The sequence below is a fragment of the Peribacillus sp. Aquil_B1 genome, from assembly GCF_022603275.1.
In the GTDB taxonomy this organism is placed as follows: domain Bacteria; phylum Bacillota; class Bacilli; order Bacillales; family DSM-1321; genus Peribacillus.
Window position 1 is genome coordinate 2279950 of sequence record NZ_JAKXEE010000001.1, and the last position, 13635, is coordinate 2293584.

Consider the following 13635-nt stretch of genomic DNA (forward strand, 5'->3'; position numbering starts at 1 on the left):
TATCCAAGTGAAAATAGGCCCGTATGCATGGGCCTATTTTCCATTCTACAATTCATTAGCCGTGTTATTCAGGATACCGGCATGCCTCGAAACCTTTTCAGTATCGTTTCCGATCTCCTGGAGGATTGACACTAATCCCTGAATCTTCATTTCCATTTCTGCAGAATCGGTTATATTCCCTTTGATAACACCGATTATTTCATTAAAAGAATTTTCTGTCAATTTCGATTCTTTCTCGCCTGCTTGAACCACTTCCTTGACCCTTAGGACAGAATCAACAACATCTTTCATATATTCATTTGATGTTTGCACGATTGCATCTATTTCAGCTATCGATTTTTTAGTTTGTTCTGCAAGTTTCCTGACCTCATTTGAAACAACTGCAAATCCTTTACCATGTTCACCTGCCCGTGCTGCCTCGATGGCTGAGTTCAATGATAGTAAATTTGTCTGGTCGGCCATTCCCTGTACAAGCTTAACAAACTCGGTAATGCTTAAGAAAGATTGATTTAATAAAACGATCTTTTCATCAACATTTTTCATGAAGATAACAAGATTTTGTATCTTTTCCGTTAAGATCTGCATACGATCCTGCCCCTCTTCAGCCATTGTTTTTGAACGAAGTGATTGTTCAGCACGCGTTGCGATTTGCGTTTTGACATATTGCCCGTTTTCTATCAATTGCTTTACGGAAGCATCCGTTTCCTCACTTAAATTCAGGACTTCTTCACTAACAAACGAGATTTTCCTTCTCACTTCCTCTTTTATTTCCTTATATTGATTTTCCCTAGCTTTTAAATTTTCAACTTCATATGCCTCAAGGACCAATTGCTGTTCGAGATTGAGTATTTTTCCTATCGCTGATATTAATGCCTGCTGCTCTTCTTCATTCTTGGTTTGATCAAAGACAATTCTTTGCAAGTAATTTTGAACATTTTGAAAACCAGATGAATACCACAGGGGCTGTAGGCCAATTCGATAATGAGTCTTCGCCACCTTCGTCCGCAATTCAACAAACTCATCGTCAATCACACCATTGAATAAAGATAGCATATGGGTAATTAACGTTTTCCTCAATTTTCCCACCGTGCTGTGTTCTGTGATTATCCCTTTCAAATCAGGAACCTGCAGAATCGTTTGATAAAAGGCATCAACAACTCCCTCTAACTGGGGCTCTATTGCCTCTCTAAAGGCATGGATCAGCTTTAAATCGAATTCGGTTAAATCGATGATAGTCACCTGCATTTTCACCTGTTCACTGCTTACATCCAATATGCCATCTGTTTCTTTTGCTTTTTGAAACCAGATTGCTTTTTCCGACTTCGCTTTCATGAAGATCCCCATATCCCACTCCCCCTGATTTTGTAATTCACGATAAAGCGGATCCAAGATATTCTATCAATATTGTATAGGTCTTTATATCCAAATAGAATAAAATGAATCAGATTCATATGAATAAAATAATTCATATAGACTACACATATTTTTATTTTGGCCTCAATCCAAGCCATTTGTCAAGGTAAAAGGACCTATATCTTTTCCACATTAACTTCCCATGAAAGGAATAGTATGGATTTCGTTTAATGGAGAAATGGTCAAGTAAGGATTGAATAATAGTGGAACAGAGGCTACACTGTAACTAGTTATTAAATATCGATAGGAGAAAATTCCATGAAGCCATTGCAAATATCACCGGAAACCGCATTAAAGTTATCCAAGTCACTAAACTTGCCTTTAGAGCAAATCATGCATATGCCTACACCTGTTTTGCTGAGAAAGCTTGCCGAGGCTGAAGCAAAAGAAAAAGGAAATACAAAATAGCTGCAGGAATCTGCAGCTATTTTTGTGAATACTTCTAGGTGTGCGATACGACCTTAATTTCGTCGCATAAATTGTTTTTCTTTTCGGTCCTCTATAGACTCCCCCCAGTTACTAATTAAATACTCTTGCCTTATAAATCGGGATATAACCTAATGTAAATAACCCCCACTTAGCCAATAATCAAAAAAGCACCATTTCCGTATTTCCTTTAACAACTCTTTTATCGTAAATCATCACATTAAATAATTTCAGTACCTTGCTTAAAAATACCAAAATTCCTAATCTGCTACTTAGTTATATTTAGCTTAGGAATCAAAAAAGCAAAAAAACCGCACATGGGCGGTTTTCAATTGAAAGTCAATTCCTTTGCCCAATCAGGCAATGGCCTTTTTTTGACTGATATTAATTGTTCATTTTCATAGGTACAGACAAATTCTTGTGGTGGTTCATCCTGTAATATATCTTTTAGGTAATACTTTATATTGGACACAACATCACTTGCCTCCATAACCCATTGATACGGCTTCCAGGCAAGTTCCCCTTCATCACAGGCAGATAGCCCGCCCCCTGCATCTTCAGCTCTGTAAACATACATTCCACCCGTTTGATTCCATGTCACGATCCCCCGAAAGGCCATCCCCCTTACTTTCAATCCAGTTTCTTCAAAAATTTCGCGTTCCATCGATTCATCGATGGTTTCACCTTGGTCTATCTTCCCGCCTATACCATTCCATTTATGCTTATTGGGATTCTTTTGGCGAAATAGCATCAACACTTCGACTTCATTGAATTTTTTTCGCGTTATGAAACAAATATTATAGATAATATCCATAGGTTATATCCTTTCTTGAACGCACATTATTCGCATCTACTTCATAATTACTTTATACTTAAATAACGAACCTCTAGGAAGGAGAATGAGTATGAAACTGACCATTTCCGATCAAGCAGCTAAGTGGTATATGGATGAGCTGGGGCTTCAAGAAGGCTCTCATTTACGCTTTTATGTAAGATATGGCGGGCATAGTACCGTCCAAAGCGGCTTTTCATTAGGTATCATGCAGGAAGAACCTGAAACTGCAGCAGCCGCAACAACTATGAATGAGATTAATTTTTATGTAGAAGAAAAAGATTTATGGTACTTTGATGGTCACGATTTACTTATTACTTTTAATGAAAAACTGACTGAACCAGAATTTCACTATGAAAAGAGTGTTTGACATTAAAGCAGCGGTGTAAACTGCTGTTTTTTCTTGTTCAATCGAGCAGACGCTCTTTAATATTTTCCGCCCTAAGAATTTCCGCTTGCTTTTCCCCTAAAAGATCGAAATGTGAATAACCATCCTTCCTGTGATGAATCCACTCTTTTTTAAGCCCGTATTGCTTACCCCACTCCGATAAACGCCGTAAATCTTTGCATCCGACTTTTGTAACCGTCTTGCAACCGGGAAATCGGTCATCCAGCCAATAATGTGTCAAAAAAGCTATTTGGCCTTGATCGATTTTCTGCTTCCAGGCTACTACGTCTACCCGTTTTATCCCAAAAGCCATTTTTGATCACCTCAATAATTATAATTAAATCAAATCATCCTGTTTTTTATTTTTCTCATAGGCCTCATGCCATTCTGGATACAAGCGTTTAATGGATATCGGGCGGAAGCTCTCCCTTTTAACGCAAACGTGGGAAGAATGACCTGTAGCAGCCACTTCATTTTTCCCATTAACGATCTCATACCCATAAACGACCCGCAAGCCGTCATATTTTTCAATCCAGGTTTTAACTTTTACCTTATCGCCATATCTAACAGGGGTTTTATACGAAGCCTGGATATCCATAACAGGTGAGAGGATGCCATCCGCTTCCATATCAGCATAATAAAACCCTAAATCATTTATCAATTTTGTCCTGCCCAGTTCCATCCATATAAAATAATTCGCATGGTAAACAACACCCATTTGATCTGTCTCTGCATATCGCACTTCAATTTCGTTTTCAGCTATGAACATTTTGTTTCCCCACTTTCATTTCTATTGCAATAAACATTTTACCATAACAATTGTGCAAATTTCATTTAAGCTGTCTTAATCTGGACTGCTTCCCTTCGATGAACCTAAATAAAAGAGGAGAAAGATTACTCGCATCTTTCTCCCCTTCCCCTATTTGATTACATATTATCGTTACTATAACCGCTTTCCCGTGCTTCCTGCTCATCTTGCATTTCTTCCTTCATTCCATCGATGCTCTTTCTTCTTCGTTCATTTTTAACCTCAATTGCCTGTTTCTCCACCCCTGAAGAGAATGATAACGTTTCATTTGCAGCGGTTATGTTCTCTTCCGTATTTTCTATTGCATCTTGAATTTTTTCAACATTATCCAAACGATTATCCGGATTGTGCTTATTTGTGCCCATTAATTTCACCTCATGTTTTTTATTTATAATATTATTACGATTACTTTATTAGCTTAGGCCCTTTGATTACTCGCCTTTTGTTTGAATGACCTGAGCATGTTTACCGGATTTGTCCTGCATTTTCTTACCATTATTCCCACCAGCTGCTATTGGTTGTGTCCCTTGATGGCTCGGTCTAAAGTGTTTTGAATCTTTTTTTGGATTACCCATTTTATCGCCTCCTTCTCTTATCATGGATAAAAAAGAGGTAATTCATGAATGCCAGTTTTTGAAAAAGCCATGAAAAAAGAGCCAGCACCTTGAAGAAACCTTCATGGCACTGGCTCTTTTAAGCAAAAGCTATTCAGCCTTTTGCATATGTTTTTTTTCAAGACGTTCCTCAAGTCTTTCCATTTGCTTAACGTCCATCAATAATTCCCTTTTGTTTTCTTTAATTAATTCTTCAAATGTCCTTTTTCTTTTTTTCATGCTTTTCACCTACTTATTTTTTAATATAATTTTCAGTATTGCCAAATTAACGTAAAATTATGACTATATGGTTTACACCCCTATAATTGTCATAATTATCAGATTTTTATTCTGATTAAAATTCCATTTATCCGCTCTCTATACTTTAACCCTTTTTCCATGAACATTAACCATAATTTTTTAAATTTTTTGATTTTTCCATCAAAGTTTGACAACTTTGTTAACATACAATAAAACGGAACCTCATAAAGGTTCCGTCAAACCGAATTCTTTGTTTTCAGAACACTCTAACTGCCGCCAAGTTTCCTAGCCACAAGTATTTAACCGGGTTTTTCCCCTACTGCATACTATTTATATTTCGTTCCATATCTTTTAATTGCATGGCTGAAATTACCTTATTCCTGATGATGCCTTCTTTGTCGATGAAGTAAGTTGTCGGTATGCTAAGAATCTTGTAGCGCTCATTCACTGGATTTTTGGCACTTTGACTGTCCAGCGGTATGGTAAAAGTAATTCCATTATCCTCTACAAATGCTTGTACATCATTTTCAGGGTCAATATTGACGGCAAGTACGACGACATCATCACCCGCTTGCTGTGAATACTTCTCCATATCCGGCATTTCTTTCTTGCAAGGCGGACACCACGTTGCCCAAAAATTCAGCATTACCTTTTTGCCCTTGTAATCGGATAATTCAACTTGCTCCCCATCTAAAGTTTTCAGGGAGAAATTCGGTGCTTTAGCTCCTATTTTCAATCCGCCTAGAGCATCATTTTCGTCATTTTCCTTTGAGTCATTATCCATCGCCTGCACGATCGCTACAGTAATAAGTGATAGTAAGGCCACCGAAGCAATAATTTTTTTAAGCATACTCGTCCCCCTAATCCCATTACAATAAAAATATTAGTCCATTTCCAGAAATAGAACAACTTCCCTATTCCATCTTAACAATAAAAGGACCTCCGGAAAAGTACAATTCCTTTAAATCATAACATGATGTCACATTGTTTCATAAACTTGACACAAAAAAAGCGGTAAACCTGATAAATAGGTTTACCGCTTCCTAAAAGCTGAAATTAGCCTTTTAATTTATTACGTAATACCATTTGAAGGATACCACCGTGACGGTAGTAGTCGATTTCGATTTCGGAATCGAAACGAACAAGTACATCAAATTCTTTTACGTTTCCAGCTTCATCAGTAGCTGTAACTGTTACGATATCACGCGGTTTAACTGTTTCGTCGATTTTAACTGCGATCGCTTCTTTACCAGTCAATCCAAGTGTCTCAGCGTTTTCGCCTTCTTTGAATTGAAGTGGAAGAACACCCATTAATGCAAGGTTTGAACGGTGAATACGTTCAAAGCTTTCAGCGATGACTGTTTTGATGCCAAGAAGGTTAGTACCTTTCGCAGCCCAGTCACGAGAGCTTCCCATACCATAGTCTTTACCTGCGATGACTGCAAGACCTGTTCCATCAGCTTTGTATTTCATACAAGCATCATAGATAGCCATTACATCGCCTGTTGGCCAGTAAGTTGTGTATCCACCTTCTGTACCTGGAGCAACTTGGTTACGGATACGGATGTTTGCGAACGTTCCGCGCATCATCGCTTCATGGTTACCACGACGAGAACCGTAAGAGTTAAAGTCACGCGGTTTCACACCGTTTTCACGAAGATAGATACCAGCTGGTGTATCTTTACCGATTGCACCTGCAGGAGAAATGTGGTCAGTTGTAACTGAGTCACCGAATTTACCAACTACACGCAAGCCGGAAAGTGGGTTAACTGAACCCGGTTCTGGTGATAATCCTTCAAAGAATGGAGGATTTTGAATGTATGTTGATTTAGAATCGAAAGCATAAATCGCTTCGTTGCTTGTTTGGATTTCATTCCAACGTTTGTTATCGTTGAATACTGTTTCGTATTCTTTACGGAATAATTCCGGTGTAACTGTTGATTTAACAGCAGCGTTAACTTCTTCTTGTGATGGCCAGATATCAGCAAGATATACATCGTTACCATCTTTGTCTTTACCAAGAGAATCATTGTTAAGATCGAAGTCCACAGTTCCAGCAAGAGCATATGCAACAACCAAAGTAGGTGAAGCAAGATAGTTTGCTTTCACTAGTGGGTGAATACGACCTTCAAAGTTACGGTTACCTGAAAGTACTGAAGTTACTAGAAGATCTGCTTCAGCAACTGCTGCTTCGATTTCGTCAGCCAATGGACCTGAGTTACCGATACATGTTGTACAGCCGTAACCAACTACGTTGAATCCTAATTGATCAAGGTATGGTTGAAGACCTGCATCACGAAGGTAACCAGTAACAACTTTAGAACCTGGTGCCAATGATGTTTTTACATAATCCGGAACAGTCAAGCCTTTTTCAACTGCTTTTTTAGCAATAAGACCTGCTCCAAGCATTACGTACGGGTTAGAAGTGTTCGTACAGCTTGTGATTGCAGCAATTGCAATCGCACCTGTTTTCATTACCGTTTCTTTGCCATCGGCAAATTTAACAGTTACTTCTTTATCCAATTCAGAATTGTCCATGCCAAAACCTTGGTTGCCCATAGGTGCATTGATAGCGTCATGGAAAGATTTTTTCATTTGAGAAAGTGGAATCAAATCTTGCGGGCGTTTAGGGCCTGAAAGGTTTGGTTCAATTGCTGAAAGGTCGATTTCCACAACATCATTGTATGCTGGATCTTCGTTTTCAGGAGAGTAGAACAATCCATTTTCTTTGCAGTATGATTCAACCACTTTAATTTGTTTTTCATCACGGCCTGTTAAGCGCATGTAATCGATCGCTTCTGCATCAACAGGGAAGAAACCAACTGTAGCACCGTATTCAGGAGCCATGTTAGCGATTGTTGCACGGTCAGCAAGTGGAAGGTATCCTACTCCTGGGCCGTAGAACTCAACGAATTTACCAACTACGCCGTGTGCACGAAGAACTTGTGTTACTTTCAATGCAAGGTCAGTAGCTGTTGTACCTTTAGGAAGTTGACCAGTCAGTTTAACACCAACCACTTTTGGAACTGGGAAGTAAGATGGCTGTCCAAGCATTCCTGCTTCTGCTTCGATACCGCCGACACCCCAACCAAGAACACCAATACCGTTGATCATTGTAGTATGTGAATCTGTACCGAAAACAGAATCAGGGAATACTTCGAAGTCGCCGTTTGGAGTTTCAACAGCATGAACAACGTTCGCAAGGTACTCTAAGTTAACTTGGTGAACGATACCCGTTGCCGGTGGAACTGCACGATAGTTGTTGAATGATTTTTGAGCCCAGCTTAGGAACTGGTAACGCTCTGCATTACGTTCGAATTCAAGATCCATATTGGCATCAAGGGAATCCATCGTACCTGCTTTATCAACTTGTACAGAGTGGTCAATTACAAGGTCAACCGGGATTTCCGGGTTGATTTTGTCAGGATCTCCACCAAGAGCTGCGAAAGCATTACGTAAAGAAGCTAAATCAACAACAACTGGAACACCAGTGAAATCTTGTAGGATTACACGTGATGGCTTGAACGGAACATCTATATCTTGTTGCTCGCTTGTTCCCCATTTAGCAAGGTTCGCAACGTGTTCTTTAGTGATTACTCTTCCGTCTACTTGGCGAAGTACCGCTTCAAGTAATACTTTAATGGAGTATGGAAGGCGTGATACTTTGCCATCCCCTGCTTTTTCAATAGCGTCTAGGCTGTAGTAGTTGTAGCGTTTCCCTTCAATTTCAAAGGACTTACGCGCTTGGTATACGTCATTTTTCGTCATGAATATTACCCCCTATTAAACTGTCAGAACGTATTCTGCACATAAAAGTAAAACCTGGTTCACTGAAACCATGTTTACTATAAATATAAGTAAAAAAGTTAGATTGTCGAATTTTCTCTCTCTTCTCCCACCCTAACTCTTCCTTCAACTTAATACTAATATAGAAATGAGTATAAGTAAATAACAAGAAAGTTATTGTTTTTGATAAGTTTCTCTTATAGAAAAAATTCCCCCATATATTAAAGTGCATTTAGGAAGCCTTGCTGATATGATTTTTATTGAAATACGCCTATTTACGGCCTGATAAATTATTCCAGCAAAACATATTAGTACTTCATACATAATCATTCGACATTATCGCATTCTATGGGTGGAGGTGTCGAAATGACAAAACAAAAGGCAAATCATGTTATACCGGGTATGAATGCTGCAAAAGCGCAAGGTAATGGAGCCGGATACAATGATGAAATGGGAAATGAACCGCCATTATCGGAAATGCAAAGGCAAAACAATAAAAAAAGAAAGAAAAACCAATGATTTCCCTCATTTCTAGGCTTTAAACAGGATAGGCTTTTTGAAATGGCAGTTGACTGCATTTTTCAAAAAGCCTATTCCATTCTAAAATCAGGAAACGCATAAGTAAAGTGCATGAACCCACGATGATGGAACCTGTCACTCAATAGTCCTCTGAATTGACCTCATTGACGATTGCCTGAATATCCTGTTCGAATTTTTTCAATTGTTCTTTCTGATGTTCGGAAGCGGTGACTAAAGCAGATTGTATTTGCTGATAGGCCTCGTTCACTTCCTGCTTCACATGTTTCAATTCCGTTCCGTAATTCGGTGCGTTCTTCTCAATGGATGAGTATACATCAAATACTTGCTGATAACTTTGCTGGGCTTCCTGGAAAGTCCTTCGCTTATCTTGTTTATCCTGCATTTGGTTCAGCTCCTTATTTAGTGTCCATCCATAGCATGTACGAGGTTTGCAAATATATGTATGTGAATAAAATTTCACGGACTGATTATCTTAAGAGATAGGAGGGATCGCACATGAACAAAAACGATGGTAAAGATATTCGGAAAAATGCACCTAAAGGAAATAACTCAGGTCAACCTGCACCGTTAAGCGGTTCTCATAAGGTGAAAAACCGACAGCACTCCCGTCAGAAGCATAATAGCAGTCATGATATGTAGGCTGCTTAAATAAACGTTCCAAAACAAAGCGGTGCCGCCCCAAAAAGGCAGACACCGCTTTCGTTTTATATTTGTGCAGCAAATAAGTCTCATGGAAAATGTTCGATTCCTTCCTATTATAAGGGCGTCTTTTTTGGGCACTCTTTCACGGTTTCAATTCAAGTTCGCCATTCATTTCAGCCAATATAACGATGATATAACGTTTTAGCCTCTGCAATATCTTTTGTTCCATGAATCAACGCCCTTCCATCTTTAAAAACGACCAACCGATGGTTTCCGGTAGTAAATGAAAGTAAATAAGGATTCCTGACGATCTTACCACCTTGTGCGAGAAGATTTTTTTCAAGTTCCGCTAAGTCTCGTTCAAGCTTCATTGCCGGCCGAATCTGGACAGAATCCCTTCCGCATAAAACGGCTGTTTTTGTTCGATTTGTATATGAGAGGTGTGGATACGTTCGATTTGCCCCGCATGACAAACATGTATTTTTTTTTAATTGCGCTACATTTATGGATGTATGTTCATTTTTCCAAAGATCAAACGAGACGATTTTATTTCTTAGCGATGCATGATCTTCGACAAGGATTTTCAATGCTTCCGTCAGTTGATGGGCAACGACCATTTGAACAGCAGGGCTGATGATTCCCGCCGTATCACATGTCAGTCCCCCCATTGGAACCGTTTCCAGCAAACAATTCAAACATGGGGTCTCCTCTGGGATCATTGTGTAACTTATCCCATAACTCCCTACACAGGCCCCGTAAATCCAAGGTGTTTTATATTTTTGCGCAGTATCGTTTATAAGCATCCTGGTATCGAAATTATCTGTGGCATCCAATATTAAATCCACGCCTTCAACCAGCTTCGCCAGTTCATCAACCGAAACATCCGCCACATGCGATTTAACGATAACGTCCGAATTTAGCGCTTTTAAACGATTCTTCGCTGCCACTGCTTTCGGTATTCTTTTTTGTGCATCATCTTCACAATAAAGCTGCTGTCTTTGAAGATTGCTCCATTCTACATAATCTCTGTCCACAATGGTAAGTTTCCCAATTCCGGCTCGTACAAGACCTTCCGCAGTTCCCGTACCGAGAGCACCTGCTCCAATCACCAAAACGTGTTTTTTGCGAATTTTCAATTGCCCTTCTTCTCCTATAGGGCCAAAAAGTTCTTGACGTGAATAACGTTCATTCATCCAATGCTCAATCCTTCAACTGGGCTGCTTGCTATCGCATAATCATTTTTTTCGATTCTTCCTGCTTCATATCCTAATCGACCTGCCTCAATGGCAAGTTTCATTGCTTTCGCCATTTTGACTGGGTCTTTTGCTCCCGAAACAGCAGTGTTAAGCAATACTCCATCCGCCCCTAATTCCATGGCGATTGCCGCATCGGAGGGCGTCCCAATCCCTGCATCAACAATTACTGGAACCTCTGATTGTTCCATGATGAATCGTAAGTTCAATGGGTTAATAATGCCTTGACCAGAGCCAATTGGTGAAGCACCAGGCATGATTGCATGGCACCCCACTTCTTCCAGGCGTTTAGCGAGCAGCACATCATCCGAAGTATAGGGTAATACGGTGAATCCCAATTTCACTAATTCTTCAGCTGCTTTCAATGTTTCAATCGGATCAGGCAGCAGTGTTTTTTGGCAGCCAATAACTTCTACCTTAATCATGTCACATAATCCAGATGCCTTTGCAAGGTGGGCTATTCGCACTGCTTCCTTGGCAGTTTTAGCTCCTGCTGTATTGGGAAGGAGTGTGTATTTTTTCAAATCAAGCTTTTCTAAAAAATTGGGCTGACTTGCTTCAAAAATATTCATCCTCCGGACCGCAAATGTTAATATTTCCGTCTCCGAAACCTCCACTGATTGCTTTTGAACATCGAAATTTGGATATTTTCCAGTACCTAACAATAATCTTGAAGAAAATTCATAAGAACCAATCTTTAACATAATCATCCGCCTCCTACAAAATGTACAATCTCTACCTTGTCTCCATTAGACAAAAGTGTTTCACTTAAACTTTCTTTTGCTAATATTTCATCATTCAATTCAACAATCACTACTTTTTGATGTAAATTAAAGTGTTGCAAAAGTCCTGTAACTGTTGATTCATCAGCAGGAATCCGTATTTTTTCGCCGTTAATGACCAATTCCAATTCAACCACCTCCATTAAGATAAAAGGGTCTGTATCGAACGGTCCAATCGAAAAGCGGACCATTCGGGATTTATCTTCCTTTCCAAAATATCCGCTATAAGTACACCTGTAATTGGGGAAAGCAGGATGCCATTCCTGTAGTGCCCCGTTGCAATGAAAAGTCCTTTGCATGCCGGATGTTCACCAAAGTACGGCAAGCCGTCCCCAGTTTGTGGGCGTATACCTGCCCATGTCTTTTCCAATTCGGTTCCTTTAATCGCCGGAAGCAATTGCGTTGCTCTTTCTATTAAAGTAGAAATCCCGTCAAGACTTACCTTTTGATCGAAAGTGCCCGCCTTAACCGTTGCCCCGACAATGATTCTTCCGCCAACTTTGGGCACAAGATAACAGCCATGCGAGAAGATCGTTTTTCCAAGCAATGGACGATCGGTCAGGACGGAAAAGCACTCTCCCTTTACAGGATAACTGTCGAGATTCACCCCTGATTTTTCAAGGAGGAAAGTACTCCAGGCTCCACCTGCCACGATGACATTTTCACTTGAAAATCTACCTATGTTCGTGTCCACTCCCGTTACACATCCGTTTTCCGTAACTAAGTCGGAGACATGAACAAATTCCTTTATATCTACACCAAGGGCAGCGGCAGATTCAGTAAAAGCGAGTGACAGCCTAGTGGCTGAAACTTGTCCATCCTTCGGAATGAACATGGCTCCCTTAATCTCATCTGATAGAAGCGGTTCCGTTTTCCTTATTTCGGCAGTCGATAGCCACTCAGCCTCAAGTCCCGCATCTTGCTGGACTCTGATCATGTTTTTCAACTCGGCTACCTGATCATTCGTTAGTGCCACCTTAAACATGCCCTTGTTCACTAATTCGATGTCTATTCCACTTATGTCCTTTAATTCTTCCGACAGTGCAGGAAACATCTCCCTGCTTCGGCTTGCCAATGTAAAAAGCGGATTATCAGCATCTAACTCACTTTGTGCCCCTAACATCCCGGCTGCAGCACTAGATGCTTTGCTGGCCAGTCTATCTTTTTCCAATAAGAGGACCTTTTTACCTCGTTTGGCTAATTGAAAAGCAATGGATCCACCTATTACTCCTCCCCCAACAATGATTGCATCATATATGGTATTCATCTTATGTCTCCTTTCCCAAAGACTTCGAATATTCTTTAACGGCTTCAATCGGATTTTCAGCTTCAAGGACACCTGACATGACCGCAATTCCACGTGCCCCCGCATCAAGCACGACTTGGCAATTGAAAGGGGTTATTCCGCCTATCGCAATTATCGGAAGATTGACATTTCTTGAGATTGCATGAAGCTCCTCAACTCCCCTAGGAGGAAGGCCTATTTTTGAATTCGTTTCAAAAACATGTCCATAAATCGCGTAATCGGCCCCTTTGCTGAATGCGGCATTCGCTTCATCCATGGAATGGATCGAACAGCCGACATTCATCCCTGGAAAAGCTCCTTTTACAACTCCCGCATCTAAACTATGAAAAGCCAATTGCACACCAAATACTTTGTGTACCCAAGCTACATCCACCCGGTCATTAAGGATGATCTTAGAAAGCGGAATCTTATTATCATGTAGTAAGGTCACTGCTCGATAAAGTTCCGATGCACTCATATGCTTTTCCCTTAGATGAAAGAAATCAACATGTTCCTGAATGTTTGAAGCGATTTCCACAAACTTTTCAATTGGCTGTTTCCCAGTAGAAATAATATGCAATTCATGTGCATTCATACTAAGGACCCCTAACAAGTAAAGTTACAAT

Annotated in this window: 19 protein-coding genes; 4 read left to right on the plus strand and 15 right to left on the minus strand. The window is 40.0% G+C overall.

Translation table 11 applies throughout. The annotated features are described in order from the left end of the window. Positions 1 to 45 precede the first annotated feature (45 nt). Positions 46 to 1344, minus strand: coding sequence for a globin-coupled sensor protein (locus MPH60_RS27795; protein ID WP_272492769.1), 1299 nt, complete (start codon positions 1342 to 1344; stop codon positions 46 to 48). Positions 1345 to 1671: 327 nt separating this feature from the next. Between MPH60_RS27795 and MPH60_RS11160 the strand changes: the two genes are divergently transcribed. Next, positions 1672 to 1821, plus strand: a complete 150-nt coding sequence (locus MPH60_RS11160) for a YycC family protein (RefSeq protein ID WP_065310839.1) — start codon at positions 1672 to 1674, stop codon at positions 1819 to 1821. 346 nt (positions 1822 to 2167) lie between these two features. Here the strand turns inward: MPH60_RS11160 and MPH60_RS11165 are convergent, their stop codons facing one another. Next, the gene (locus tag MPH60_RS11165) at positions 2168 to 2653 is read right to left on the minus strand and encodes an NUDIX hydrolase (protein WP_241588752.1); all 486 of its coding nucleotides are present in this window, start codon (positions 2651 to 2653) and stop codon (positions 2168 to 2170) included. 91 nt (positions 2654 to 2744) lie between these two features. Between MPH60_RS11165 and MPH60_RS11170 the strand changes: the two genes are divergently transcribed. Then, positions 2745 to 3041, plus strand: a complete 297-nt coding sequence (locus MPH60_RS11170; protein WP_241588753.1) for a HesB/YadR/YfhF family protein — start codon at positions 2745 to 2747, stop codon at positions 3039 to 3041. Positions 3042 to 3078: 37 nt separating this feature from the next. On the opposite strand, the gene MPH60_RS11175 is transcribed toward MPH60_RS11170, so the two are convergent. The 7 genes from MPH60_RS11175 to acnA form a co-directional block, all read right to left on the minus strand. Continuing rightward, positions 3079 to 3372, minus strand: coding sequence for a hypothetical protein (locus MPH60_RS11175; RefSeq protein WP_241588754.1), 294 nt, complete (start codon positions 3370 to 3372; stop codon positions 3079 to 3081). 24 nt (positions 3373 to 3396) lie between these two features. Next, positions 3397 to 3828 (minus strand): acyl-CoA thioesterase, encoded by a 432-nt coding sequence (locus MPH60_RS11180; protein ID WP_241588755.1) that lies wholly within the window; start codon positions 3826 to 3828, stop codon positions 3397 to 3399. A 158-nt stretch (positions 3829 to 3986) separates the two neighbouring features. Next, positions 3987 to 4232 (minus strand): small acid-soluble spore protein Tlp, encoded by a 246-nt coding sequence (gene tlp, locus MPH60_RS11185; protein ID WP_241588756.1) that lies wholly within the window; start codon positions 4230 to 4232, stop codon positions 3987 to 3989. 66 nt (positions 4233 to 4298) lie between these two features. Then, complete coding sequence (locus MPH60_RS11190) at positions 4299 to 4442, minus strand: acid-soluble spore protein N (protein ID WP_048678620.1); 144 nt, start codon at positions 4440 to 4442, stop codon at positions 4299 to 4301. A 129-nt stretch (positions 4443 to 4571) separates the two neighbouring features. Then, positions 4572 to 4700, minus strand: a complete 129-nt coding sequence (locus MPH60_RS11195) for an FbpB family small basic protein (RefSeq protein ID WP_072272906.1) — start codon at positions 4698 to 4700, stop codon at positions 4572 to 4574. A 337-nt stretch (positions 4701 to 5037) separates the two neighbouring features. Continuing rightward, positions 5038 to 5571, minus strand: coding sequence for a TlpA disulfide reductase family protein (locus MPH60_RS11200; RefSeq protein WP_241588757.1), 534 nt, complete (start codon positions 5569 to 5571; stop codon positions 5038 to 5040). A gap of 206 nt (positions 5572 to 5777) precedes the next feature. After that, entirely contained in the window at positions 5778 to 8489 is a 2712-nt protein-coding gene (gene acnA / locus MPH60_RS11205; RefSeq protein WP_241588758.1) for an aconitate hydratase AcnA, read from the minus strand. Positions 8490 to 8873: 384 nt separating this feature from the next. On the opposite strand from acnA, the gene sspO reads away from it, so the two are divergent. Then, a complete protein-coding gene (sspO, locus tag MPH60_RS11210) occupies positions 8874 to 9026 on the plus strand; it encodes a small acid-soluble spore protein O (protein ID WP_241588759.1) in 153 nt (50 codons plus the stop codon). Positions 9027 to 9165: 139 nt separating this feature from the next. On the opposite strand, the gene MPH60_RS11215 is transcribed toward sspO, so the two are convergent. After that, positions 9166 to 9429, minus strand: coding sequence for a hypothetical protein (locus MPH60_RS11215; protein ID WP_063593346.1), 264 nt, complete (start codon positions 9427 to 9429; stop codon positions 9166 to 9168). Between the two features lie 113 nt (positions 9430 to 9542). On the opposite strand from MPH60_RS11215, the gene MPH60_RS11220 reads away from it, so the two are divergent. Next, complete coding sequence (locus MPH60_RS11220; RefSeq protein ID WP_230176398.1) at positions 9543 to 9686, plus strand: small acid-soluble spore protein P; 144 nt, start codon at positions 9543 to 9545, stop codon at positions 9684 to 9686. 176 nt (positions 9687 to 9862) lie between these two features. Here the strand turns inward: MPH60_RS11220 and MPH60_RS11225 are convergent, their stop codons facing one another. The 5 genes from MPH60_RS11225 to tenI are packed head-to-tail and all read right to left on the minus strand — an operon-like array spanning position 9863 to position 13604. Continuing rightward, positions 9863 to 10882: a thiazole biosynthesis adenylyltransferase ThiF gene (locus MPH60_RS11225; RefSeq protein WP_241588760.1), complete on the minus strand. Its 1020-nt coding sequence runs from the start codon at positions 10880 to 10882 to the stop codon at positions 9863 to 9865. Then, a complete protein-coding gene (locus MPH60_RS11230; RefSeq protein WP_063233542.1) occupies positions 10879 to 11646 on the minus strand; it encodes a thiazole synthase in 768 nt (255 codons plus the stop codon). The genes MPH60_RS11225 and MPH60_RS11230 overlap by 4 nt, the downstream gene beginning before the upstream one ends. A 2-nt stretch (positions 11647 to 11648) precedes the next feature. Further along, positions 11649 to 11852, minus strand: coding sequence for a sulfur carrier protein ThiS (thiS, locus tag MPH60_RS11235; RefSeq protein ID WP_101221892.1), 204 nt, complete (start codon positions 11850 to 11852; stop codon positions 11649 to 11651). Positions 11853 to 11866: 14 nt separating this feature from the next. Beyond that, positions 11867 to 12991 (minus strand): glycine oxidase ThiO, encoded by a 1125-nt coding sequence (gene thiO, locus MPH60_RS11240; RefSeq protein ID WP_241588761.1) that lies wholly within the window; start codon positions 12989 to 12991, stop codon positions 11867 to 11869. 1 nt (position 12992) lies between these two features. Next, a complete protein-coding gene (gene tenI, locus MPH60_RS11245) occupies positions 12993 to 13604 on the minus strand; it encodes a thiazole tautomerase TenI (RefSeq protein WP_241588762.1) in 612 nt (203 codons plus the stop codon). Positions 13605 to 13635 lie beyond the last annotated feature (31 nt).